We start from the raw sequence: 22,463 nt of genomic DNA on the forward strand, positions 1-22,463 counted from the left end.
GAGGAACCATGGCCAGACGCAAGAAATCTAGTCCACTAGAAGATGTCCTGGACTTGCTTGCCATGCTCCCCTGGTGGGTCTGCCTGGTACTCGCAGCGGTCAGCTATTTCTTGCTGCACCGCCTAGCGGCACCCATCCAAACCTCTGACATTCAAGGCCAAGGAGGCGCCATGGTGGGGGCCATGATGCAAAAGGCCATCATCCACGGCCTGGCAACCGCCGGTCAATACACCGTGCCACTGCTGTGCATTGCTGCGGCAGCCCTTTCAGCCTGGCGGCGCAAACAACGCCAAGCCCTGGTTTCGGACGTGGCGCAAGCACGCAATGCAGACGCCTTGGACGGCATGAGCTGGCGGGAGTTTGAGCTGTTGGTCGGTGAAGCCTACCGACTGCAGGGGTACCGCGTGATAGAAATCGGTGGGGGCGGTCCTGATGGTGGCGTCGATCTCGTACTGGCCAAGGGTTCGGAAAAATTCTTTGTGCAGTGCAAACAGTGGAAGGCCTACAAAGTCGGCGTGACCACCGTGCGTGAACTCTATGGCGTCATGGCTGCCAAAGGTGCCACGGGTGGCTTTGTCGTCACCTCGGGGCGATTCACGAGCGATGCCAAAGACTTCGCCCAAGGGCGCAACATCGAACTCGTTGACGGCCCCCGGCTCTTTGCCATGATTCAGCAGGCTCGGAGCACCCAAGGCAAACCGGCAGCCGCACATCGTGAGACTCCCAACTCAATGGGGAGCCCGGCACCTCACCCCCAATCGGCAATCCAAGCTCCCCAGGCTACCGCCAAGGCTGCAACCCAACCCGAATGCCCACGTTGTGGTGCCGCTATGGCACTGCGCACCGCCAGACAAGGGGCCAATGCCGGAAACACATTCTGGGGCTGCACCACCTACCCCAAATGCCGGGGAACCATAGCTGCCAGCTAGTTCGAGTTTGAAACCCATGCGCTTATTGTCTTCTTCACGTTTGAACCTGACCCGCCACCTTCATTGGTCGTTCGCACTGCTAGGTCTGTTGAGCTTCAGTTTCCCTGCCTATGCACAAAAGCCCGTCTACCGCTGCGAGACGGCAGGCAAGGTGAGCTATTCGGATGCACCTTGCGTGGGGGCCAAGGAAATCGACACGACACCCACACAAGGCATGGACAAAATGACCGGTGCCAGCCGCAAGGGTGCTGATGTTCAGCGGGATGAGCACAATGCCTTGATGGCCGATGCCTTGAGGCCACTGACGGGAATGAGCCCTGAGCAATACCGGGTCTACAAGCACCGATTCAAACTCAGCCCCAGAGACAAAGCGGAATGCACCCGGCTGGATACCGAGTTGCCAGAACTCAAGCAGCGAGCCGCCACAGCCACTCCCACTGACAAAGCCCTGGCCGACGTGGAGCTGTACAAAGCCCGCAAACAGTTCAACGACCTGAACTGCTAGCTCAAATCCCCTTGAGCAGGGTCAGCACCTGCTCCGGTACTGCATTGGCTTGCGCCACCATAGCGGTGCCTGCGTTTTGCAGGATTTGCTGGCGAGCCAATTGCGCTGTCTCTTGGGCAAAGTCGGCGTCAACGATGCGTGCGCGGGCGGCAGCGGTGTTTTCTGACGAGATTTCCAAGTTGGCAATGGTGGCCTCGAAGCGCGACTGCACAGCACCCAAAGTTGCCCGTGCGCGTGAAACCGAATTGATTGCCGCATCGAAAACCTGCAGTGCCTCGTTTGCTTTTCTGGTTGATGCAAAAGAAATATCGTCAAGTGCCACTTGACGGTTTGCGCCTCCGCGTATCAGCCCTGTGCGAGTCTCGTTACCGTCTACATCGTATTCAAATTTGGCTTCTCCATTAAAGGAGATGGCACCATCGGATACCAGATTCAAAGCACTTATAGCGTAGACATCATCAGTGCCAAAGACACCAGTGCCCAGCGTGCTGGGAAATGTTGAAGGGAGAGTCCAGCCACCTGAGAGCATGTAGCCATCCTCATTCCATCCAAAATCCGCCAAAACAATATCTGCAGGCGGGTTAGTGTCATTCATGATGTGAAGGTTCTCACCTTCAGTGTTGACCAACCGGAAGTAAGGTTGTCCTTGAGCGAGGACGTATTTCTCTGCTCGCACGCCCGTCACGCTAGCTTCTCGATTGATTGCGTCCATCGCGTTCAACGCAGCGTTGGGCGATCCGTCCCAAGCGAATGACACAGACCGAGCCTTGCTGTAATCCTCGCCTGCCACCAAGCGCAAGGTGATCTGGCCTGAAAAATTTGGCAGTCCGGTGAAGAATAGACTGGACTCGGCTGTTGCCTTGATTGCTGGCTCAAATTCTTGACTGTTGATAAGACTCGCCACCTCACCAGTGTTCCATATGCCGTCAATTGACAGCTCTTTCCCTTGAATCTCCAACTTCCTGTCGGTAGCTCCCGCTGCGATGGAGGTCATCCAATTGTTGAAGCCATTCCTTCCAAAATCTTGGAAACTTGGCCAGTCATAGTCTCCTTTATTCCACAGCAAGGAGCTAGATGCACTGTGAAAGCCCAAGGTGTTTGCTTTCAGTGCGGGCACTGACACATCAATGGTCTGCCCAGCGTTGGCCCCCACCTGAAACGTCTGCGCGGTGAAGCTGCCGTCCAAGAGCTTGTGACCATTAAAGTTGGCCGTCTGGGACATGCGTTCGAACTCTTGAAGCAGTTGAGAGTATTCGGCAAACAGGGCTTGTCGGTCACTCCGGGAGTTGGTTCCGTTGGCCGCCTGTACCGCCAACTCGCGGCCACGTTGCAGGATGTCGGTCATCTTCTGCATTGAACCCTCGGCCACCTGAGCCAGCGAGATGCCGTCGTTGGCGTTGCGCTTGGCGGCGTCCATGCCTTTCACCTGCGTGAGCATGCGCTCACTGATAGCCAAGCCTGCCGCATCGTCCTTGGCCGTGTTGACGCGCAGGCCCGAAGACAGGCGCTGCATGGTCGTAGCCAGGCCTGCCTGATTCGCGCTCAAGTTGCGCTGGGCATTCAGCGAAGGAACGTTGGTGGAAATGGTCAGCGCCATGCCATTCCCGCTGCTTCAATCCTCGCCGCAACGGCCCCTATCGCACCAACGCCAATGAGCGCATTCCTCAGTCCGTTCGAAGTCTGCCTCCCCGTCATTGATGCTCCTCCTGCTGCTACAGGTCGTCTCGACCTTCGCCTTAAAACTACGTAAATCGTAGCTATCGAGAATATTCAGATAGGCAGCCATCAAAGGCCGGAAGTAGCTGGCGATGGCTACGCAATTCGTAGCTTTGAGGCAAATGGGGGGGAGGCGGGGTGACAGCCCGGGGCTTTCAGCACGCTATCGTGCTCAGCACTTCCTGGCGAGCCACTGAAGAGGTGCAAGCCGCGCTCATCGTCAGGCTGCACGGCCTGAACAACGCAACTCGTAGTATCAATAAAACCGCATAACTACGACTCTCGTAGTCCTATGGGACGAGAGATGTCAGAGGCGGATCAACGGTGGGGAGCCAGGCTAAAGCAAGCCAGGCTCAACGCAGGCTTGTCTCAAAAAATGCTAGGGATCGAAGCTGGGATTGATGCATTCGTGGCGAGCACACGAATCAATCGCTACGAACTGGGCATCCATCGGCCCGACTTGCTCACCGTGCGCAAACTTGCCAAGGTGCTGGGTGTGCCTGTGGCCTTCTTCTTTGCGGATGAGGATGACGAGATCGCAGAATTACTGCTTCTGTATGGGAAGGCGAGCGCAAGCAAACGCCAGGAGTCGCTCAAGCTTTTGGCTAACTGAGTTAAAGCGTCAGTAAGCATCAGTAGCTGATGCCCCATCAACGACTGCGGGCTCAGGTTACGAGAGTCGGCATCCCACGAATACCCAGCGCCAACAGTGTCGGCTACGACCTGCGGGACTCATTCGAGTCAGGTATATGAAGTGCGTGAGGCCCCTTTTCTGGGCACACCTTCTCCGAGCGAGCCATTTGCAGCGGCACTTTGTGGCGCGCAGTCAGTTCTATCTCAAATTGGATGATTTTGGCTGGCGGGGTCGTCGTACAGACCAGCATCAAAACGCGGTCGGGGCTGATCCGCACGACCTCGTCCACAGCGGGCGTAGCAAGTACCGATTTCACGTCTCCGACTGCATATCCGTCAGGCGTGATGACTACACCCAACAACTGGGCAAAACTCGCCGAGCAGCCAAGCCCAAGCGAGGCAATCAAAGCAAGGCTGCGAAGAAACCTCATGCACTCCTCCCATACAGGCACTGTTAGCCTGCCCGCGTTGGCCGATAGTACAAGGTGAAGATCGGGGATTAGTCTCATTGGAGGGCTGCTGGGCAGCGATTGCGGTTCTTGGTATCTCCGCGGTTGGCACCCGGAAACGGACGCTCAACGACCGAGACAAGGTCTCACTCACACCAACTGATCTCCACGAAAGTCGGTGCGATTCACCAAAGCAACGCGGCAAAGCTCAGAAAGGAGATCGAAGAACAGCAGACACGATAAACTTATCCACAATCGAGTAGCCAAGGAACCCATCAACCCAGTGGCTCAATATTCAACGTGATCGCTGGTCCTCGCACAGCGCCGTCCAAGGCACCTGCGCATCCATGGTCTTGAGAAATTCATCGCGCCGCGTGGGCTTGCGGCGTTGTTCAAAACACGACTGTCCATCGGCCGCCATGGCAAGAGTCTGCTGCTTCTTTGCCCAATAATTTACCCAGGCTGAAGAAGCAGTGGGGACTTTTTCAGCGTTGCCTTAAGGCGGGCATACCGGCGCGTGTACGAAGTCCTTCAAGCGCATCCTTTGCCGCTTTCATTACTTCTGGCACCTTGACCGCGGTCAGCGTACCGCCCCTCTTCAACACTCTTCCATCAACAACAACTGTATCCACATTCTCCGGCCGGCCTGATGAGACCAGAAGCCAAGCGGGATCAATGTCTTGTGCAAGCTGCATGTTGATATCACTCTTGCGGATCATGATCAGGTCGGCCCGCTTCCCCGGTCTGAGCGAGCCCGTAACGTCCTGAAGCCCATGTGCAGTGGCCCCTCCAATGGTTGCGATTTGCAGAAGCTGGCGGGCGGAAGGCAGGTTGCTACCGTCAGACCTCAAGTTGGCAGACGCCCAAACCACACGCATATTCATAAACATATCTGCGCTCGCCAGCGCTGAAGTATCGACTGCTATGGACAGCTTGATTCCTGCAGCCGTCGCTGCGGGAACCGGGGGCACCAGTGTCGTGGTCAAGGGCTCTACAGTGGGACTCATGGCCAAGCTCGTCCCGGATGCAGCGATTGCTGCCAAAAACGGCTCTGAACTGATACCGTGAAGCAACTGCAGGTCTGGCCCGAGCAAGTTATTGTCGATAAGGAAGCGGACTGAATCCGGACTGTCCGGCTGCGTCGACAGCGAATGGAGCGAGACAGGGAGTCCGAGTGCTCTAGCTTTTTTTAGTTGATCCGAGGTCTGCTGGATCGTTTGCGCCCCTAAGCCGACCTGGGTGGCACCGATCCCGAGCGTCATCATCCGATCGCCTGGCACAAACCACTTCTGACGCACCCGAGGTACATCGCTCCACGGAATTTCAGTCGTGCCAAAGGGGGCTCCATAGCTCCAACGAGTCCTTACACCCATCTCCATGTGCGCGGTGAGTTCAGCATCAGCGTGCGCAGGAGAACGATTGTTGTTGGACCAGTTGTGGACGGTTGTAAAGCCAGCGTTGATCGCCTCTGTCAACGCAAGTTTGACACCGGCGTAGCTATCGGTCGGCGTGTAGGCGGGGCCTAATCTCCCGAACACCTCAAAGTATGTGAAGCCAGCCTTGTCGTTCACCAAGCCCCTCCACAAAGCATTCATCATGTGCCAATGACCATCCACGAAACCAGGCATGACGATGCAGTCGGTGGCATCAATCAACTCTGCAGATGATGCGGAGATCGAGGGAGCGACATTAACAATGACACCATCTTTAATATGAACGTCACCCTTGACAAGGTCACCTATCCCAGGATCCATGGACAACACATAGCCGCCCCGAAAAATGAACTCACCATGGGATGGCAACGCAGGCGCAGCATGGGCTTCGGTCCCGCCGCATCCCGTGAGGCTCGCGGCACCACCAGTGAGCATTGCGCTCGCTGCGGCACCTTTGAGGGCAGTGCTGATAAATGTCCTTCGGTGAACATTAGTACCATCAGAGCCGCAGGCTTCATCAAGGCGAGAAGAGAGACGCATGTTTTTTTGCGTGATGGACAAAGTAGTCTCCTAATGTTTTGCTTCGTAAATGCGTAGTGCAGTCGTGGCCGCAGTTGTATTAGCCCGCGTGCAGCGAGTGATGTCAACGGACATGAATCGGCTTTACATGGCTGGTCAAAAGCGTGTGCGTGCACAGGCAAGAGTGGGTCTCAAAAGGGACCTCTTTGAAACGGAATGAAGAACCTGTTCACGATCTCAGCCAAGCCACCGTGAAAACGCACTAGTGAGACAAGAAAGGGCCCAGCGATATATGGCCAGAGCAGTTCGAGCTAATCGCCCCCCAGAGCGAGTGCGGCGCAAAACCAAGTCGGCCACCATAGACCAATATGAATCGCCCCGGTTTTGAACTGACCCCCAGAAGTTGGACAAACTTCAAGGGGTTACATGAAGAAGTACAAAACGGAGTTCAAGCTGAAAGTGGTCCAAAGCTTCTTGGCTGGCGAAGGTGGCGCGAAGCTTTTGGCTCGGCGGTGGTCGGTTCCTGAGGAGAAGGTCTGCACATGGGTGAGCCACTACCGCCTGCACGTCATCGACGGTTTGCGCCCCAAGCGCAGCGCGTACAGCGCGCAGTTCAAGTTGCAGGTGCCGGCTCATCAGGATCGCGAGCAGCTTTCCAGTCGTCAGGTCGCGGCGGTCTATGACATCCGCAATCCCAACCAAGTCGTGGTCTGGCGGCGCAATCTCGATCTAGGCCGTCTGCAGGCGTGCGAGACCAAGAATGAAGAATAGCCCAAGATGAAGTCGAAACGACGCTCTGCTGTCCCGTCGAGCACGGTCGTTGCCGATGCGGGGAAAGGCCTGCGGGAAGAGAACGACCGGCTGCGCGCGGAGGTCGCGTACCTAAAAAATTTGCAGGCCTTGATCCGATCGAAGAGATCAGCTGCGCCGACAAAGCGCGACTGATTGCCGGGTTGAGGCAACTCCATAAATTGGCGGATCTGTTGCAGGTAGCTGGTCTGGCGCGCAGCACGTTCTACTACCAGTGCCAGGCAGCCCAGTGTGCCGACCAGCAAAGCGCCATGGAATCCAGAATTCGCGCTGTCTATGACGAGCACAAGGGGCGCTACGGATACCGGCGGATCACGGCAGCGTTGTGCAATTCAATGGCACAACCGGTCAACCACAAGTGCGTGCAGCGTCTGATGCAAAGGATGGCCAAGGCGACGCTGGTGTCTTTGCATAGGATGGTCTAGTGGCAGCAGAGACGTGGGTGCTGCCTACACACTCGCCGCTTCGCTCATCTTCAAGATAAGGCGGGCCGAGGCCCCTGTTCGATACCGAGCCATCAGGACCGGCGTGTACTCCGGGCCTCGCAGCCACCCAACGCATTTCCCCGCGCCGACGCGCTTTGCGCAGTCTCCCGCTGCCCCTTGCATGAAACCAGGAAGTACGACTCATCGGCTTGGGTGATGCCCAAAAGTTGGCGGGCGTGGGGTTTCTTGGGACAGGCACAGAAGCGATGGATCCAGCTAAAGGCGGTGCTTTGCGCCACACCCAATCGCTGGATTGCCTGGTTGAGGGAGAGCCTGTGCCAAGGGCCTCTGCTTGGCCTGTCCACTTGGCACGTAGTCGCAGCGGCACAAGCGGTGTGCCGCTCAGGGCATTGAAGGGGCGAGCGCAGTGGAGCCTCAACTTACGGCGCTAAAGCCTAGGGAGGTCACAATATCTTTCCAGCGTGCCGTCTCCGTGCGCATGCGTTCCGCCAGGGCTTCGGCCGTACTGTTGGTGACCTCATAACAGCTGGCTGCCATCGCCTCTTGTAGCTCCTTGTTTGAAAGCGCACGTACGATTTCCTCGTGCGCACGTCGGATCTGCGCAGCAGGCGTTTTTGCCGGCAGGAAGAAGCCAACCCAATCTTGGATTACAACGTCTCGATACCCCTGCTCAAGGAAGGTGCTCACCTTCGGAGTAAATATGCTTCGTTTGCTTCCTGTCGTGCCAAGGATGCGACACTTATTCGAGTTTGCGAAGGTCTGCACATCACCGAGCGGAACGCAGGCAGCAGAAACATGGCCGCCCACCATGTCGAGGACAGCAGGGCCCGGGCCTCTGTAGGCGACGTGAATCAGATTAAAGTTTTCAGCCTTCGCGAGCATGGCTCCTGCGAAATGTGGGGTGGAACCCGCAGCGGGCGAGCCAAACTGGGCTTTATCTGGATTGGCCTTACACCAACGCACATATTCCTTGAGCGTTGTGATCTGTTCAGGCACGGCTGGCCCGACCGCGAAGGCTAGGTCAAACGTCGCACCAATAGACACGGGTATCAGGTCGACTGTCGGCTGATAGGGTAGGCTCTGGAAAGTGTAAGGGAACAACACCATGTGCGGCGAAGGCGTCAGCAGCAAGGTGCCGCCGTCGGCTGGTGCACCCTTGACGAAACTTACAGCAAGCTGTCCGGAGGCACCGGTGCGGTTTTCAACGATGGCTGAGACAGCATAAGCTGGCTGCAAACGCTCGCCGACACGGCGTGCCAGGTTGTCAATGACCGATCCGGCGCCCGATCCCACGACCAAGCGCACTAGCGGGAGGCTTGCGGATTTTTGTGCCCAAGCCAACCGGGGGGGAACCATAAAAGGCAGGGATCCGAACACTGCGGCGTTGCGGATCAGCTCACGACGGCTTTTGAAGTAGGGTTTCATGGGGACTCCTGAGGACGGATGCGCGCTCAGCGCGCAGCGTTGGTTGTGTATTTTTGAAAGCGCTCACTCAAAAGCTGTGGCGCAAACCAACGGCCAAACCCAATTGGTTCATGCCGGCACCAACAGTCGAAGCCGCACTTACTGAAACAGCTGCAGCAGCTGAATTGCGTACATATCCCGAACTGATGTAAGCCACCGTACGGGGCGAAAAAGCATGACTAATCCTTAGAGCCAGCATCTTGGCGTCGTTAGGGCTGGACTTCACGTCGTACCGGTAGATTTCAGCATCCATGGTCCACCGCGGTGCAAAGCCATAGCTAGCCCCCAGGTAGGCGATATCGCTGCGAAATTCGGTCGCCGTACTGCGCTTCCGATGCAGAAGGCCTCCAAACAAACGCACGGCATCGATCTGTGTGCTGCCCGACAACAGAGTTCGACTATCGCGGTAATTGGGGTTGTTGAGGCCGAGGGTTGCGTTGGGGCCGCCGTTCATCACATCGTGGCTGATTGCAGCGTTGAATGCCTTGCTGGTGTACTTAGCCATGGCGCTCCACTGTCTGCAGGCTTTGCTGCTAGCCTCGCCAGGACAGTTGGTCGCGGTGGGTCCTACGCCTGCCATGACATCGCGACCAAAACTGTAGGTCGCGCCGACGGAAAAATTGCCGAAGGTGCCCAAATAGCCCAGTGCGTTATCGCTTAAAGCAGCGGGGATGTACGAGTCGATTGAGCCTATAGAGTGCAGACTGGGGCCCATGGCTGAAAAAAGGGCCTGCGTTGTCATGACGGGGATTCGGCCGGCCGTCACGGTGCCATAGGGAGTACCAAGTCCGACAAAACTGCCGCGGCCCCATGCGCGACCACCAAAATTTAGACTACCGGTGTCCGGAGCAAGTCCCATTTCCATCTGAGCCAGTGCAAAAACTCCACCACCCAAGTCTTCGCGTGTACGAAATCCCAGCCGAGACGGCAGCGAGCCAGTCAGGGAGGGCTGTCGGATTTGGCTACTTCCGACACTGTCGACATTAGTCAGCCGTTCGACCGCAACATCCACCACACCATAGATCGTGACACTGGATTGGGCTTGCGCTGCATATGCCCCGCCCGCCAATATGGCCATGCAGGTACCACGTTGAAAAATTTTTTGCGCGTTCATGTTTTGTCTCCTTTGCGGATTTATCTCCGCTTTGTAGTGCACTACCGAGGAAGCGATGAGCGGCGAGGTGGCCACCCATCATCGAACTTAAATTTCTTCCGCCAGCGCTGACAAGCTACGTGTCAAGATGGCCGTCTGCTCAGCTGGGGATGCTCCGCTGCGCTCCTTGTCGCCGATTTCGAAAGAGCTCTCGACTACAAGCTGGCATCGCTCATGACGCCGTTTCATGAAGTTGTGCAACGCTTCAGGCACGGAGTCAGCAACATCAAGTTCGGCCGCAAGCACGAGGGCATCCTCTATGGCTAGTCCTGCGCCCGAAGCCAGTTGCGGTGTAGTGGGGTGAGCAGCATCGCCGATCAGCTGGACGTGGCCGCGTGACCAAGGCTGCGGCAAGCGAAATGCCTCGAGAGGTCGCACGATCACGTCTGACGCCTGCGACAGGCCCTCACGGATCGCCTGCAACGGACCGCCGTAGGATTGCAACAAATTCGACAGCGTTGGGGCCAGATCTGCATCCTTGACGTGGCCACGCCCTTCGCAGGTTTCCAGCAGGAACATGTACATGCTGTTAGCAGACACAGGCGTGAGGCCTACCTTGTGTGGGCCACCAAGGAAGAAGTGGCGTTGATTCAATCCAGGAGGGCGCGCCGCGACAGCTCGCCAAACATATTGCCCCATGTAGCGCGGCTTTTCTGCCTCAGGAAACAACAAGCTACGTACCTTCGAATACAGCCCATCTGCGCCCACCACCAAGTCAAAGTCAGCCTCGGTACCGTCGCTGAACTTTACCTGGGCACCCTGCTCCAGATCTTTGACCGTTTCCACCGTCAGACCTAGCCTCACCTCTGCGCCAGAAGCAAGTACTCGGGCAGACAGGATTTTGTGCAGTAGGGGGCGCATGATGCCTCCGCAACCCGCCACGCCGGCATCCGGCGAGATTGGGGTGGGCACCTCCTGGATGAATTGGCCATGCATGTCGCAGACCCGAATCCCGTGGCCAATGTAGGCTTGCGCAGCTACTTCGTCATAGATGCCTAGCTGCTTCATGGCGCGCAAGGTCGGTCCAGTGATCGTGATGCCAGCCCCGTAAACCCGCCAGCCCGGATCCAAATCAATTAGCTCCACTGCATGGCCTGCCTGCCTCAGCATGAGCGTCGTGGCCATACCCGCGATGCCGCCGCCGACCACGAGAACGCGTCGCTTGTGTCTCATTTGTTTGCTCTCCGCTTTAGATGGGAGCCGATTAAAGCGGCCCACCTAAGCTGGCGTCAACGGCTAAACAGGCTGATCTCCGTACCGATCAAAGACAAGTTCAGAGCTAAACAAAAGCAAGGGTTTACACGTGCATCACGTGGCCTGAAGCCGCGATTCGCACGTCCCAAACCCAACGCACACATGGTCAATACCAAGTGCATTTGTAGCCAAACGGTTCGAAGGCGAATCGACTTAGCATCTCGCAAATCGCAGGTAGGCGGAAGAGTGCGCGGGCCTACAACCACTTCAACGGAGACATGATGGCAGACAGTAAAGACCTCCCACGGGCCGAAGTCCAAGGACGGCCTAAAACATTGGAAGAAGCACGTGTATGGATGAAGGCGCGACTCGCTTCGCGCACGCACCCGATGAACGCACTGGACCCTCAAGAAGGAATTGCGTTGATCGACGCATTGCCAAGCCTCGACGGCCAAAGCTGGTCCGATCATTGGCGACGTCATGGCGATCTCGTCTCACGCGAAGCGGACGATGCACTAAACAATGGCCGCGCCGCTGAGGCAAGCCGCCTGTTCATGAAGGCCAGCGGCCTGTACTTCATGGGCCGTTTCCCCTGTCCCGACCACCCAGGCAAACTGCAAAGCGCAGAACTAGAGCGGGCGGCGTATATGAAGGCTGCTCAGCTTTGGGAACTTCCCGCCGAACGGATCAGCATTCCATTTGCCGGTCGTGCGGACGAGGGCAAGGAGGTGATCGTGCTGCTGCGAAAGCCGGTGAACGTGGAGTGCCCTCCTGTGGTGGTGATGTGGGGCGGCGTGGATGCCTGGAAAGAACAGATGACGCAAGCCTGCGATGCGTTGCTTGCGCTAGGAGTGGCGACGGTCGCGATGGATAACGCCGGCACGGGTGAATCCCCAGTACGCGGTGTTCAGGACGCAGAGAGGCAATTCGTTACCGTGTTCGACTGGGTCGACTCGCGACGGGACCTCGACGGCAACCGCCTGGCCTGCCTTGGTCGTTCATTCGGAGGCTACTGGGCAACCAAGCTGGCGCTGCTGTATCCCGATCGGCTCAGAGGTGCAGTCAATTGGGGTGGTGGTGCCCACCACATGTTCCAACCCGAGTGGATCGGTGCCTCTCGCTATCCTGACAGCTATCTCATGAACTTGGTGGAGACCCGTTGCCGCATGCTCGGTGCCACAAATGATCAAGAGTATCTCGCCTTCTTCAAACGCTTGTCGCTGCTCGACCAAGGCCTGCTGGACCGACGCAGCGCCCCCTTGCTGCTAGTCAACGGACGAGAAGACAAGCAATGTCCAATTGAGGACTTGCACTTGGTCAGCTCCCACGGCAATCCCAAGCATGTCCGCCTATTCCCTGGGGGGCACATGGGGCTAACGCCGGAAACCCTGCCAACTATCGTGCGCTGGCTGGCCGATCAGGTCGAGGCAGATGGAGGTCCGAAATGACCGCTCGCAACTGGCAACTGTCAATGCCAACCCAAGAATGCTATTGGATCGACAAAATTTTGTTCGACGTGCATCACAAGGAAGGTCACCTGCAACGGTATCTGGACGATCCCATGAACTACATGGAGAGCTTCACACTATCTCAGTCAGTCAAGGCCCAGATCCGCGACAACGATATCGGAGCACTGTACTTGGCTGGTGCCAACCCCTATCTTTTACGTGCTCACGCGCTTGGAGTTCACATGCTCGAACAGGATTTTCTTCTTTCGCTGCGCAGCGTCAATCAGAAGGTAACCCATGGCTAAATTTGTTGGTGCCTTCGCTGCAAGTCATACGCCCGTGATGTTGAACTTGCCACAGGCTGTGCATGACGAGGTGCGTATGCGGGTGTATGCCGCCTTTAAGGATTTGGGGGCGGCCATTGCTGCCACTCGCCCGGACATATTGGTGCTGGTGTCGGACGACCATCTGCACAATTTCTTTCTAGACAACTTCCCCGCGTTCTGCGTGGGTGCAGGCGACCGCTATCCAGCACCGGCCGAACACTGGCTCAAAGCGCCAAAATCTGTACTACTGGGTGACGCAGGTTTCGGTGCGCACCTGCTGGGGGAGGCATTGAATGCTGATTTCGACCCATCGTTTTCAATGCACCTCACGCTTGATCACGGCGTCCTCACACCGCTTTTGCTCGCTGGGCTTGAGGATAAGGTGCGGATCGTTCCTTTATTGATCAACTGCGTACAACCGCCATTGCCTACCATGCGCCGCTGCCTGCAGTGGGGTCGCATGCTTCGTGAGGCCATCGAGTCATATGGACCTGACCTGCGGGTAGCGGTACTCGCGACCGGCGGTATCAGCCACGACGTAGCGACGCCCCGCATGGGCATGGTCAATGAGTCTTTCGACCGGGAATTCATCCGCTTGTTAGAGATCCGCGATGAATTCGCTCTGGAACAGTTCGCGACCCACCGGGTCAACGAGGCGGGGAATGGGGCTGAAGAAATACGGAACTGGCTGGTGGCCCAAGGGGTATCACGCGGCGCTGCTTTTCACAGCCACTTCTACGAAGCCGTGCCGGAATGGTACACAGGCATCGCTCTAGCATCCTGGGAGGGTGACAAATGAGTGCTGGTAGCGAAGCGCTGCATTTGCGCATTTTCGGGGATGGAGGCAAACCGCTACTGTTGCTTCATCCAATTGCGACTCGTGGCGATATCTGGGACCTGCAGGTGCCGGTGCTGGCATGTGATCGCCAAGTAATAGTGCCCGACCTTCCCGGGCACGGTAAGTCCAAGCTATTGCATGACGGCGCAAATGTCGGTGACTATGCGCGCGCGGTGTTGGAGGCAATCGAAAATCTCGGTCTGCCTGAAGTCGATGTGGTGGGCTTGTCTTTTGGCGGCATGGTAGCGCAGGCCATCGCGCTGGCATCGCCTCAAAAAGTCCGGCGACTGGTGCTGGCCCACTGTGGTGCTGTAACCCCATCAGCGGTGGTGGAGATGTGGCGTCAGCGGCTTGAAGAGGCAACAGAATTCGGCATGTCGCAGCAAGTCTCCTCCACTCTCCATAGGTGGTTCACGCCGGACTTTCGGCAGCGTGCAAGTGCAACATGTGCCTGGGTGGCAGAGATGATCGCAAATACTCCGATTGAAGGTTATGCAGCCGCCGTACAGGCTATATGCAGACTAAACCACACGGCGCAGCTTGGTGGCCTGCCTATGCCCGCGTTGGTAATCGGCGGCGCTCTTGACCAAGCCGTGCCATTAGCGACATCTGAAACCATGGCCGGACTGTTGAGTCATGGAGAATTCATCGCTTTAGCTGACGCGGCTCACCTCGGAAACGTTGAGAAATCGACTCAATTCACCGAAATGCTGCATACCTTTCTGCGGTGAACAAGATCATGTCAGCCCCCTACGCCGAAAGGTCGACGCGCCGACAATACCTTGCATATGCAATGCAAGCGGTTTTGCTACCAGCACTCCTGCCGCAGCCAACTACCGCAAAAGAATATGCGCCAACTCGGATCGTGGTGCCTTTCAGCACTGGAGGAGCTCCAGACGTCATCGCGCGACTGCTCTCCCTTACCTGGAGTGCGCAGACGGGGAAATCCATCATCGTTGAGAATCGAGCGGGTGCGAACGGAATCATAGGAACTGATGCTGTTGCCAAAGCTGCGTCAGATGGACGGACCCTGCTACTGCAAGGTCCGTCTCTTGCCATTAACCCGTCGATTTATCGTAAGTTGCCCTTTGACGTCGAGCGTGATCTCAGGCCCATCGTGAAGGTCTGTACAGCGGACGGGTTACTGTTTGTTGTGAATGCGCGAAGCACATTCACCTCCCTCGCCGCATTCCTGCGGGAGGCAAAGCAAACGGATGCAAGACTTGCATATTCATCCCCTGGAACGGGGAATGCACTGCACTTAGCCTCAGAGAGTTTTCTAATGACTGCAGGTATTGAGGCAACCCACATTCCCTATAAAGGGGCAGGTGAAGCAGTATCTGCGCTTCTGGCCGGAGATGTGCATTTCATGTTCGCTTCCGCCCCCGCGGTTAAGCAGCAAATCCAAGCAGGAAAACTAAGAGTGCTAGCCTTCGCAGGCCCAATGCGAAGTGCTGATTTTCCGCACGTACCAACTTTGAAGGAGGCGGGACTTCAAGGTGCCGATCTAACCTTGTGGTACGGCTTGTTTGCCCCGGGTGCTGTTGCAGATAGAGTCGCAGCAGACTTGCAGTCTGAAGTTCAGCTTGCAATCAAAGACGAAAAGTTTCGACAATTATTGTCAGTGCAGGGTTTGCAGGCATCGGGTGCAAGTGGCCAACAATTGCGCGAGAAGGTCCATCACGATATTGCCGCATGCCAGGCACTAGCAGCCAAGGCGGGCATCTCCCCTGAATAGCACGGCTTTGTTGCACAAACGCCATTTAGGCCGAGATAACCCCAACCCTGGACGCAGCTAGGGAGGCTCTTCACGAATCGGTTCTGGTTGTGCCACGGTGATGTGTGAAGTGAAAAAGCACTCGCGTTGAGTAACTTTGGCGTGAGCTGGGTGCCCTCAGACGCTGTGCGGGGGCCATTGGCCCCTAGTACTCGGGCGTCACGCCCCCTGCACGCGCACTTTCCCCATGCTCGCCAGCAGCTTGTGCCTTGCCATCCACAGATTCCCCAACGCAAACAGTGTGACGATCTGCGCTGTGTTTTTCTGAGGTTGCCCCTGAAAACCGGAGTGCTTAGCCCGGTCATCAAGCGGCAGATTTTCGCTGCGCCGCCAACCAGCGTTGTTCGAACTGCATCGGGCTGAGGTAGTCCAGCGCCGAATGTAGCCGTGAGTGGTTGTAGAAAGCGATCCAGTCCATGATCGCCTGCTTGGCTTGCTCGCGTGTGGCAAACCGCTGGCCATGAACGCAGGCCGTCTTCAGTCGTCCCCATAGGCTCTCCGTGGGGGCGTTGTCCCAGCAGTTGCCCTTGCGGGACATCGAGCTGCGGACACCCCAGGCCTTCAGGGTGTCCTGGAAGTCCTGGCTGCAATACCGGCTGCCCCTGTCGCTGTGAAAGATCAGGCCCTCAGCCGGTTTGCGCCGAAAGCAGGCCATCAGCAGCGCGTCCTTGAACAGCCAGGTCTGCATGTGCGCCTGCAAGCTCCAGCCCACCACCTGGCGGCTGTGCAGCTCCAGCACGGCGGCCAGGTACAGCCAACCTTCGTCGGTGGTGATGTACGTGATGTCGCCGCTCCACAGCACATTGGGCGCTGCCTGCGTGAAGCGGCGCTGCACCAGGTCCGGGGCTACCGGCAAGCGGTGTGCGCTGTCGGTGGTCACCACGAACTTGCGCTTGGCCTTGGCCCGGATGCCGTGGCACTGCATCAATCGGCGCACCCGCTCCTTGCCCACGCGCAGGCCGCGGGCTAGCAGTTCACGGTGCATGCGCAGCCAGCCGTACTCGCCGCCCAACTGCTCGTGGATGGCACGGATGTGAGCCAGCAAGGCATCATCGCTGTGCCGCGTGCGCGTGCCGGGCTTGGTGCCACGCGTACAGGCACTCCAGCGGAAATATCCACTGGCACTGACCTGCAGCACCTGGCACATCAACGTGATCGGCCAGCGGCCCTTCATCGAGAAAATCCAGGCGCACCTTGCAGCACGTCCTGCGCAAAGTACGCCGCAGCTTTTTTGCGATGTCGCGCTCCATCGTCAACCGCGCCACCTGCGCCTTCAGCCGCGCGATCTCCGCCTGCTCGGGCGTGACCGTCGGCGTTGTGGCCTTGCCTTCGCACGTCACCGCCAACTGCCCATTCGCATCGTCCCGCACCCAATTCGTCAGGCTCGCCTTGGGCATACCTAGCGTCGCGGCCACGGCAGACGCAGCGCGTCCAGCCTTGACCTGCCGCACAGCCTCCTGCTTGAACTCCAGCGTGTACTTCGCTCTCGTTCGCTTCTCGTTCAATTCTTGCTCCCGTCCCGGCATTCTCCGGGCTGGGGCTATGCACTCCAGGTGTCGGGGGCAACCTCAAAGGCAAAGCTTCAGCGTGGCTGCGCGCCGATATTCACGAGGTGCGACTCCATAGCGTTGCTTGAACGATCGACTGAAATGAGCCACGTCGTTGAAGCCCCAGGAATAGGCGATTTCGCTTATCGAGCGCGCTCTCAGCGCAGGTGAAGATAGATCGCTCCGGCATTGCTCGAGTCGCTGAGACCATACTCGCTTCATTAGGGACTCTTTGTCGCCCGCAAACAATTCATACACGTACCGAGTGGACAGACCGACCGCTTGAGCCACGCTGTTCGCTTCCAGTGCGCTGTTTCGCAAGTTGTCTCTGAGGTAATCCAATACACGCTGGCGGTGAAGTGCTCTGAGGCGCGAGGGTACGGTCTCCAGCTGACGAGCCGCCGTGCTGAACGCAGCACCCAGCAAATACGGCAGTGCGTTTGACAGATGGTCCGCTTGAAACTCATCGAGTGTGCTTGCGCTGGCGAACATTTCATCGATGAAATTCGCTAAGACTCGCGCAGTACCGCTTCCGCAGGAAACGGCTGTGGCCGTCAGTGTGTCGGCTTCCGGGATCAGCTGTCGCAATGAGTCTGGCTCCACATACATCGACTGGGTGTAGATGTGTTCTGTCTCTATGGAAAAAGGTCGCGCCGGATCGATCATGAAAAGATCACCTGCGTGAATTTCAGAAGAACGCCCCCCCTGCGAAACGTAGGCGACTCCCTCACGCTGCAGCGTTACCAGCCACCGAGTGGGACGCAGGAATTGCTGTGACCGAGTTGTATGAGGAGAAAAGCGCAGAGCGGCGAACCGCAGAAGACGACCGCTATAGGCTGTGATCTGCGAATGAAATGTCACAAAATTTTGTTGCTCGACAGCCAGATCGACTGCGAAGAGCTTATGCATCGCATCAGCAAAGACTTCTGGCCCGGGAGTGCCTTCAAATGAGAAACTCTGGTAGGGACTCATGCGATCGGATATGGATAGACACGTTCAAGCTAACGTCACATAGTGTGCGACTTACATGGTGACATTGATACATCGCAAACCCTCGTTTGTTTAATGTGCATTTCCTCCTGGGCCTTAAAGCCAAAGGCGGTTGACGCGAAGGAGTTCGGGACACCTGGGAAGTCAGACGTCAACAAAACACTCGAGACCAGGATTGGCGCTACTAAGCTGAAATGTGGCGCACACTGGCGCCAGCCAGGATGGCGCGAACTGTGCAAATCCACGTAGGAATGTTCTCTCACAAGCTAACGAGAACAGGCGGTGTGGATCGTTCCCAACGTTACGCCAAAGCGTGAAAGGGTGGCTGCCTTCGCCATTGCCGACAGTGCACCAGAATTCAACTTGCTTTGGGGTTCAGGACGAAGTCATATTCAAGCAAGATACTTCCATCGGATTGACTCTTCCATCCCTTGATCAAGGAGGGTCTCACACCAAACACTGCGTCCGTTTGCAGATAAGGATCGCCTTCCCGAAAGACATGGGTGATAAGTGTCTCGTAACCCTCTGCGCTCACCATGAAATGCAGATGCGCTGGCCGCCAAGGGTGACGGGCGGTCGCAAGCAGCATCTTTCCAACTGGCCCATCTGTCGGTATGGGATAGGCCTCGGGCACAACACTGCGAAAATGCAGGCTGCCATCGCTCTGAGTTGTCAGCCGGGCGCGGGCCTGCGCGTGGTCAAGCTCCGGCTTTTGGACGTCATACAAGCCCTCATCGTCGGCCTGCCATACATCAACGATGGCACCGGCAATGCGTGTGCCATCCACTCCGCAGACGGTGCAACGTATTTCACAGGGGTTACCCTTCGCGCCATTTGCGATATCCGCGCCGTTGAGTACTTGCGGAGCGTTCTTCACAAAGAACGGACCAAAGACCGTCGCCTCGGTACAACCCTGAGGTTTTTCATTGTTCATTGCAACAGTCAGCATCGATAGTCCCAGCACATCACTGAGAAGAATAAATTCCTGACGTGTGCTGGTGCACTTTTGCCCCACGTCCGTGAGAAATTGCACACCTTTAAACCACTCATCCTCCGTGAGGTGCACTTCTTGAGCGAAGGCATGCATGTGCTGCACTAGCGCTTGCATGATCTGCTTGAGGCGGGGGTCTGGCGTATTGGCAAGACGCTCTAGCACTGCCTGAGTGATGTTCATCCGGTTGAAGTTTTGCATACAGCGAACTCGGAAAATTTTTAGTGATAAGGGATCAATCGAGTTGCAATCAATCTCGGGAAGTGACGATCTCCCACTTCTCGTAATCAGCCTTGGTGCAGCAATAAAATAATCAGTAGATTCAGCCAGACGTGAAGAAGTCCGCTTGCACACGAGCAGATCGCATCGGCCCCACCAGGGTCTTGATCTTCAAGTGTCCCGGATGAGTCTGATATGCATCCAGCGCGTCGCGACTGGCAAAAACCATGTATAGCGCCACATCCCACGCATCAGGGGCTTCAATAACGTTGGCACCGACCTCCATCTGCAGCAGCCCAGGAATCTGCGTTCGCAATGTCTCGAAGGCATGAGTCACCGTGTTTGCCTGACGAATCCGTTCCTCGGGCGTGGCGCCATTAAGCCGCCACGCGACGATGTGCGCGATGGGCGAACCTTGCAAACTACTCATGGTGTTTTTACGCGTGATCGAATCAACGCATTGACTGGACTCGGAGCAACCGAGCTGTGGGGAACAGCGTCCATCCCCAGCGCCGCTGCGCGTAGCCCCAGAGGCCCTGTTTGAAATAAACGGTGGTCACGATAGCAAGCAGCCCAAGTCCTAGCAGGTACCAAGTACCGTAGTCACTGAAGAACTTGTTCAACGTCCAGAACACAAAGGCACCGACGAGCGGCCCCTCAATGCAACCGATGCCACCAATCACCACCATGAAAATTGCAAAAGCTGTCCAGTTGACGCTGAAAGCAGCGTCGGGGCTGATTCGCAAATTGCTTACGAAGTACAGCGCACCCGCGAGGCCCGCACCAAAGGCAGATACGGCGTATACCGCCAGTTTCATGCGCCCCACTGCAATGCCTTGCGAACGTGCGGCGACTTCGTTGTCACGGATAGCCAGCAACGCCAGGCCACGTTTACTGCGCAAAAAGAGGTAGACCAGCACAATCGAGGTGACCACGCAGGCCAAGGCCATCCAGTAAGTGGTCGACTCCCGGGTGGCCTTGTCGATACCGCGCAGTGCAGTAAGCGTGGTACCAGAACCGCCTCCAACGGCAGAGATGTTGGCAAAGGTTAGGCGAAACACTTCAGCAATCACCCAGGTGCCAATGGCAAAGTAACCGCCTTGCAGCTTGAACGCCACCCAGGATACAGGCAGCGCCACCAAGCCGGCTGCCAGGGCCCCCAGCACCACCGCAACAAACGGATTGATGCCGTAAAAGTTTCCCAGCACGAGCATGGTGTATCCACCCAGGCCGAAGAATGCCTGTTGGCCAATCGACACCATACCGCCATAGCCTGCCATAAGGTTCCACATCATCGCGAAGATGAAGTAGCAGGCAATTTCAACAAACTCACGCATCCAGCTGGATTCGCCCCAGAACGGCAGGCTAGCGGCAAACACAACCAAGACGAGCGCGATGCAAAGCAGGTACAAACTGGCGCGTGTGCTGCGTACTACCTCAAAGGAGGGGTTCGCTGGAGACATAGCGACCTCGGAGGTTGGAGAAAAAGTCATCGTGTTCATTTGCTACGCCCTCAGCTGCGGGTCTTGGGAAAAAGGCCTTGGGGCCGGAACACCAGCACGACCAAAAACATCAAATGTCCAGCCCAGATGCCCCAGCCAGGGTCCAAGCGAAAGCCTACCTGCTGCGTGATGCCCAGCAACATGGCTGCCGCCAAGGTGCCCCAAAAACTTCCCATGCCTCCGATGATTACGGCCTCGAAGGCAAACAGCAGTAAAAGTGGGCCGTCGGCTGGGGAGACAGTGGTACGCATGGCCTGCAGGGAACCCGCCAGGCTAACTAGAACCAGCGCGAGCGCCGTTGCCTGCGCGTATACCTTGCGCGCATTGAGTCCCATCAGTTCGGCAATCTCACGGTCGTCCGACACGGCACGGAACGACCGCCCCATGTCGGTATGGTTAAACAACCATTGAAGACCCACGGTGGCCAAGACGGCCACCAGCAATATCACCGCCGGAAGAACCCCTACCGAGAAATCAGCTGTGATCGCAAAACCCAGGGTGTTAAAGCCCCCCGTTTCCATTGAGCGGGGATCGGCGGAATACAACTCGAGTAAGAGGTTCTGAATAACTATTGACAGGCCAAACGTCACCACCAACGAGGGCAAAGGGTCCTTGCCCAGGGTGCCGTTAAGCACATAACGCTGCAGGCCATATCCCAAGCCCCAAGCCAAGGGCATCAGCAAAATGATGGCAAGCCATGGCGCTGCCCCCAAGGCAACCAGCGAGATAGCGCCAAACGCGCCAAGGATGATGAAATCCCCATGGGCGGTGTTGGTGAGCCGCATGACACCAAACATCAGGGAAAGGCCGAGAGCGAACAGCCCGTAGAGCCCCCCTAGCAACAGGCCTTGTGACAGCGTCTCCATGATCACACTCCAAAATACGCGTGGCTGATCTGCTCTTTGGTCAGCGTCTGGGATTCACCTTGCAGCGACACCCGACCTTCCTGGAAGCAATACAGTCGCTGCGATGCATTGCGGGCGGCCGAAACGTCCTGCTCGACGATGACAACTGCCATGCCTTCGGCGGTGATGTACGGCATGGCAGCGTAGATTTCACGGATCACGATCGGCGCGAGACCCAAGGACAACTCATCACAGAGAAGTACTTCAGGGTTGCTCATGAGTGCACGGCCAATGGCGACCATTTGCTGCTGGCCGCCGGAAAGAGACGTGCCTGGCAAGCTGCGTTTCTCTTGCAAGATCGGGAACAGCTGGTAGATGCGCTGCAAATTCCAGGGCCCAGGGCGCTGTGCGTTAGCACCCATGCGCAGGTTTTCTTCTACGCTGAGGGATGGGAATAGGCGCCGTCCTTCGGGCACCATAGCTAAGCCCTGGCGAACAATGGAGCCTGGATGCTGCCCCCCAATAGGCTGTCCTTTCCAGAGGATAGCTTCATGAGGTGCCTTGACAAGGCCGGTCAGGCACTTGAGAAAGGTGCTCTTACCCGCTCCGTTGGCGCCGATGATGGCCACGAGCTCCCCCGCATCGAGACCGAAATCAATTCCAAAGAGGGCCTGGGCATCGCCGTAGAAAGCCTGAAGGTTATTAGCCTTAAGCAAAGCCGCTCCCATA

Annotated in this window: 21 protein-coding genes and 4 pseudogenes; 10 read left to right on the top strand and 15 right to left on the bottom strand. The window is 57.0% G+C overall.

Annotated elements, in window-relative coordinates; genetic code table 11:
* Positions 1–8 precede the first annotated feature (8 nt).
* Positions 9–929 carry a restriction endonuclease gene (locus ACODSU_RS07930; RefSeq protein WP_488841423.1) on the top strand — a complete coding sequence of 307 codons (921 nt, stop codon included), beginning with the start codon at positions 9–11 and terminating at the stop codon, positions 927–929.
* 40 nt (positions 930–969) lie between these two features.
* Positions 970–1,434: a DUF4124 domain-containing protein gene (locus ACODSU_RS07935; RefSeq protein ID WP_488841425.1), complete on the top strand. Its 465-nt coding sequence runs from the start codon at positions 970–972 to the stop codon at positions 1,432–1,434.
* Position 1,435: 1 nt separating this feature from the next.
* Here ACODSU_RS07935 and ACODSU_RS07940 read toward each other — a convergent pair whose 3' ends face one another.
* Complete coding sequence (locus ACODSU_RS07940) at positions 1,436–3,031, bottom strand: flagellin N-terminal helical domain-containing protein (protein WP_488841427.1); 1,596 nt, start codon at positions 3,029–3,031, stop codon at positions 1,436–1,438.
* A gap of 423 nt (positions 3,032–3,454) precedes the next feature.
* Between ACODSU_RS07940 and ACODSU_RS07945 the strand changes: the two genes are divergently transcribed.
* Entirely contained in the window at positions 3,455–3,763 is a 309-nt protein-coding gene (locus ACODSU_RS07945) for a helix-turn-helix domain-containing protein (protein WP_488841429.1), read from the top strand.
* Between the two features lie 782 nt (positions 3,764–4,545).
* On the opposite strand, the pseudogene ACODSU_RS07950 reads toward ACODSU_RS07945, so the two are convergent.
* Positions 4,546–4,653, bottom strand: a pseudogene (locus ACODSU_RS07950) (IS5/IS1182 family transposase); the annotation flags it as partial.
* A gap of 64 nt (positions 4,654–4,717) precedes the next feature.
* Positions 4,718–6,226, bottom strand: coding sequence for an amidohydrolase family protein (locus tag ACODSU_RS07955; RefSeq protein WP_488841431.1), 1,509 nt, complete (start codon positions 6,224–6,226; stop codon positions 4,718–4,720).
* A 384-nt stretch (positions 6,227–6,610) separates the two neighbouring features.
* Here ACODSU_RS07955 and ACODSU_RS07960 point away from each other — a divergent pair, with 384 nt between their 5' ends.
* Together ACODSU_RS07960 and ACODSU_RS07965 are read left to right on the top strand one after the other, a co-directional pair.
* Positions 6,611–6,955, top strand: coding sequence for a transposase (locus tag ACODSU_RS07960; RefSeq protein ID WP_488841433.1), 345 nt, complete (start codon positions 6,611–6,613; stop codon positions 6,953–6,955).
* A 290-nt stretch (positions 6,956–7,245) separates the two neighbouring features.
* A pseudogene (locus tag ACODSU_RS07965) lies at positions 7,246–7,320 on the top strand (IS3 family transposase); the annotation flags it as partial.
* 59 nt (positions 7,321–7,379) lie between these two features.
* Here ACODSU_RS07965 and ACODSU_RS07970 read toward each other — a convergent pair.
* The 4 genes and pseudogenes from ACODSU_RS07970 to ACODSU_RS07985 form a co-directional block, all read right to left on the bottom strand.
* Positions 7,380–7,849 (bottom strand): annotated as a pseudogene (locus ACODSU_RS07970) (IS1595-like element ISAte2 family transposase); the annotation flags it as partial.
* A 5-nt stretch (positions 7,850–7,854) separates the two neighbouring features.
* On the bottom strand, positions 7,855–8,865 hold the full coding sequence (locus ACODSU_RS07975) for a tripartite tricarboxylate transporter substrate-binding protein (protein ID WP_488841435.1): 1,011 nt from the start codon (positions 8,863–8,865) through the stop codon (positions 7,855–7,857).
* Between the two features lie 67 nt (positions 8,866–8,932).
* The gene (locus ACODSU_RS07980) at positions 8,933–10,018 is read right to left on the bottom strand and encodes a porin (RefSeq protein ID WP_488841437.1); all 1,086 of its coding nucleotides are present in this window, start codon (positions 10,016–10,018) and stop codon (positions 8,933–8,935) included.
* An 87-nt stretch (positions 10,019–10,105) separates the two neighbouring features.
* Positions 10,106–11,230 (bottom strand): FAD-dependent oxidoreductase, encoded by a 1,125-nt coding sequence (locus ACODSU_RS07985; RefSeq protein ID WP_488841439.1) that lies wholly within the window; start codon positions 11,228–11,230, stop codon positions 10,106–10,108.
* 410 nt (positions 11,231–11,640) lie between these two features.
* Here ACODSU_RS07985 and ACODSU_RS07990 point away from each other — a divergent pair, with 410 nt between their 5' ends.
* From ACODSU_RS07990 to ACODSU_RS08010, 5 genes are read left to right on the top strand one after another with little or no spacing between them, the layout of a single operon-like run.
* Positions 11,641–12,699, top strand: a complete 1,059-nt coding sequence (locus ACODSU_RS07990) for an alpha/beta hydrolase family protein (protein ID WP_488841441.1) — start codon at positions 11,641–11,643, stop codon at positions 12,697–12,699.
* Positions 12,696–13,004, top strand: a complete 309-nt coding sequence (locus ACODSU_RS07995; protein ID WP_488841443.1) for a subunit of meta cleavage enzyme — start codon at positions 12,696–12,698, stop codon at positions 13,002–13,004. Before ACODSU_RS07990 ends, ACODSU_RS07995 begins: the two co-directional genes overlap by 4 nt.
* Positions 12,997–13,824 (top strand): DODA-type extradiol aromatic ring-opening family dioxygenase, encoded by an 828-nt coding sequence (locus tag ACODSU_RS08000; RefSeq protein ID WP_488841445.1) that lies wholly within the window; start codon positions 12,997–12,999, stop codon positions 13,822–13,824. Before ACODSU_RS07995 ends, ACODSU_RS08000 begins: the two co-directional genes overlap by 8 nt.
* Positions 13,821–14,594, top strand: a complete 774-nt coding sequence (locus tag ACODSU_RS08005) for an alpha/beta fold hydrolase (protein WP_488841447.1) — start codon at positions 13,821–13,823, stop codon at positions 14,592–14,594. The genes ACODSU_RS08000 and ACODSU_RS08005 overlap by 4 nt, the downstream gene beginning before the upstream one ends.
* A complete protein-coding gene (locus tag ACODSU_RS08010) occupies positions 14,591–15,601 on the top strand; it encodes a tripartite tricarboxylate transporter substrate-binding protein (protein ID WP_488841449.1) in 1,011 nt (336 codons plus the stop codon). Before ACODSU_RS08005 ends, ACODSU_RS08010 begins: the two co-directional genes overlap by 4 nt.
* A gap of 198 nt (positions 15,602–15,799) precedes the next feature.
* Here the strand turns inward: ACODSU_RS08010 and ACODSU_RS08015 are convergent.
* The 8 genes and pseudogenes from ACODSU_RS08015 to ACODSU_RS08050 form a co-directional block, all read right to left on the bottom strand.
* Positions 15,800–15,904 (bottom strand): annotated as a pseudogene (locus ACODSU_RS08015) (IS5/IS1182 family transposase); the annotation flags it as partial.
* A 40-nt stretch (positions 15,905–15,944) separates the two neighbouring features.
* A protein-coding gene (locus tag ACODSU_RS08020) for an IS3 family transposase (protein WP_488841451.1) occupies positions 15,945–17,145 on the bottom strand; the annotation gives its coding sequence in 2 pieces (ribosomal slippage) (positions 15,945–16,863 and positions 16,862–17,145; 1,203 coding nt in all).
* Positions 17,146–17,208: 63 nt separating this feature from the next.
* Positions 17,209–18,159: a helix-turn-helix domain-containing protein gene (locus ACODSU_RS08025; protein ID WP_488841453.1), complete on the bottom strand. Its 951-nt coding sequence runs from the start codon at positions 18,157–18,159 to the stop codon at positions 17,209–17,211.
* 376 nt (positions 18,160–18,535) lie between these two features.
* Positions 18,536–19,369, bottom strand: a complete 834-nt coding sequence (locus tag ACODSU_RS08030) for an intradiol ring-cleavage dioxygenase (RefSeq protein ID WP_488841455.1) — start codon at positions 19,367–19,369, stop codon at positions 18,536–18,538.
* Positions 19,370–19,490: 121 nt separating this feature from the next.
* A complete protein-coding gene (locus ACODSU_RS08035; protein ID WP_488841457.1) occupies positions 19,491–19,817 on the bottom strand; it encodes a Dabb family protein in 327 nt (108 codons plus the stop codon).
* A 22-nt stretch (positions 19,818–19,839) separates the two neighbouring features.
* Positions 19,840–20,880, bottom strand: coding sequence for a branched-chain amino acid ABC transporter permease (locus ACODSU_RS08040; RefSeq protein ID WP_488841459.1), 1,041 nt, complete (start codon positions 20,878–20,880; stop codon positions 19,840–19,842).
* A gap of 20 nt (positions 20,881–20,900) precedes the next feature.
* Positions 20,901–21,755, bottom strand: a complete 855-nt coding sequence (locus ACODSU_RS08045; protein WP_488841461.1) for a branched-chain amino acid ABC transporter permease — start codon at positions 21,753–21,755, stop codon at positions 20,901–20,903.
* 2 nt (positions 21,756–21,757) lie between these two features.
* On the bottom strand, positions 21,758–22,462 hold the full coding sequence (locus ACODSU_RS08050; RefSeq protein WP_488841463.1) for an ABC transporter ATP-binding protein: 705 nt from the start codon (positions 22,460–22,462) through the stop codon (positions 21,758–21,760).
* Position 22,463 lies beyond the last annotated feature (1 nt).

This window comes from Acidovorax sp. FG48 (genome assembly GCF_057809085.1).

Excerpts from the sequence above, each read along its gene's own strand:
- ACODSU_RS07930 (WP_488841423.1), top strand. The coding sequence starts at position 9 with ATGGCCAGACGCAAGAAATCTAGTCCACTAGAAGATGTCCTGGACTTG.
- ACODSU_RS07940 (WP_488841427.1), bottom strand. The coding sequence starts at position 3,031 with ATGGCGCTGACCATTTCCACCAACGTTCCTTCGCTGAATGCCCAGCGC.
- ACODSU_RS07945 (WP_488841429.1), top strand. The coding sequence starts at position 3,455 with ATGTCAGAGGCGGATCAACGGTGGGGAGCCAGGCTAAAGCAAGCCAGG.
- ACODSU_RS07960 (WP_488841433.1), top strand. The coding sequence starts at position 6,611 with ATGAAGAAGTACAAAACGGAGTTCAAGCTGAAAGTGGTCCAAAGCTTC.
- ACODSU_RS07975 (WP_488841435.1), bottom strand. The coding sequence starts at position 8,865 with ATGAAACCCTACTTCAAAAGCCGTCGTGAGCTGATCCGCAACGCCGCA.
- ACODSU_RS07980 (WP_488841437.1), bottom strand. The coding sequence starts at position 10,018 with ATGAACGCGCAAAAAATTTTTCAACGTGGTACCTGCATGGCCATATTG.
- ACODSU_RS07985 (WP_488841439.1), bottom strand. The coding sequence starts at position 11,230 with ATGAGACACAAGCGACGCGTTCTCGTGGTCGGCGGCGGCATCGCGGGT.
- ACODSU_RS07990 (WP_488841441.1), top strand. The coding sequence starts at position 11,641 with ATGAACGCACTGGACCCTCAAGAAGGAATTGCGTTGATCGACGCATTG.
- ACODSU_RS07995 (WP_488841443.1), top strand. The coding sequence starts at position 12,696 with ATGACCGCTCGCAACTGGCAACTGTCAATGCCAACCCAAGAATGCTAT.
- ACODSU_RS08000 (WP_488841445.1), top strand. The coding sequence starts at position 12,997 with ATGGCTAAATTTGTTGGTGCCTTCGCTGCAAGTCATACGCCCGTGATG.
- ACODSU_RS08005 (WP_488841447.1), top strand. The coding sequence starts at position 13,821 with ATGAGTGCTGGTAGCGAAGCGCTGCATTTGCGCATTTTCGGGGATGGA.
- ACODSU_RS08025 (WP_488841453.1), bottom strand. The coding sequence starts at position 18,159 with ATGAGTCCCTACCAGAGTTTCTCATTTGAAGGCACTCCCGGGCCAGAA.
- ACODSU_RS08030 (WP_488841455.1), bottom strand. The coding sequence starts at position 19,369 with ATGCAAAACTTCAACCGGATGAACATCACTCAGGCAGTGCTAGAGCGT.
- ACODSU_RS08035 (WP_488841457.1), bottom strand. The coding sequence starts at position 19,817 with ATGAGTAGTTTGCAAGGTTCGCCCATCGCGCACATCGTCGCGTGGCGG.
- ACODSU_RS08040 (WP_488841459.1), bottom strand. The coding sequence starts at position 20,880 with ATGACTTTTTCTCCAACCTCCGAGGTCGCTATGTCTCCAGCGAACCCC.
- ACODSU_RS08045 (WP_488841461.1), bottom strand. The coding sequence starts at position 21,755 with ATGGAGACGCTGTCACAAGGCCTGTTGCTAGGGGGGCTCTACGGGCTG.
- ACODSU_RS08050 (WP_488841463.1), bottom strand. The coding sequence starts at position 22,462 with ATGGGAGCGGCTTTGCTTAAGGCTAATAACCTTCAGGCTTTCTACGGC.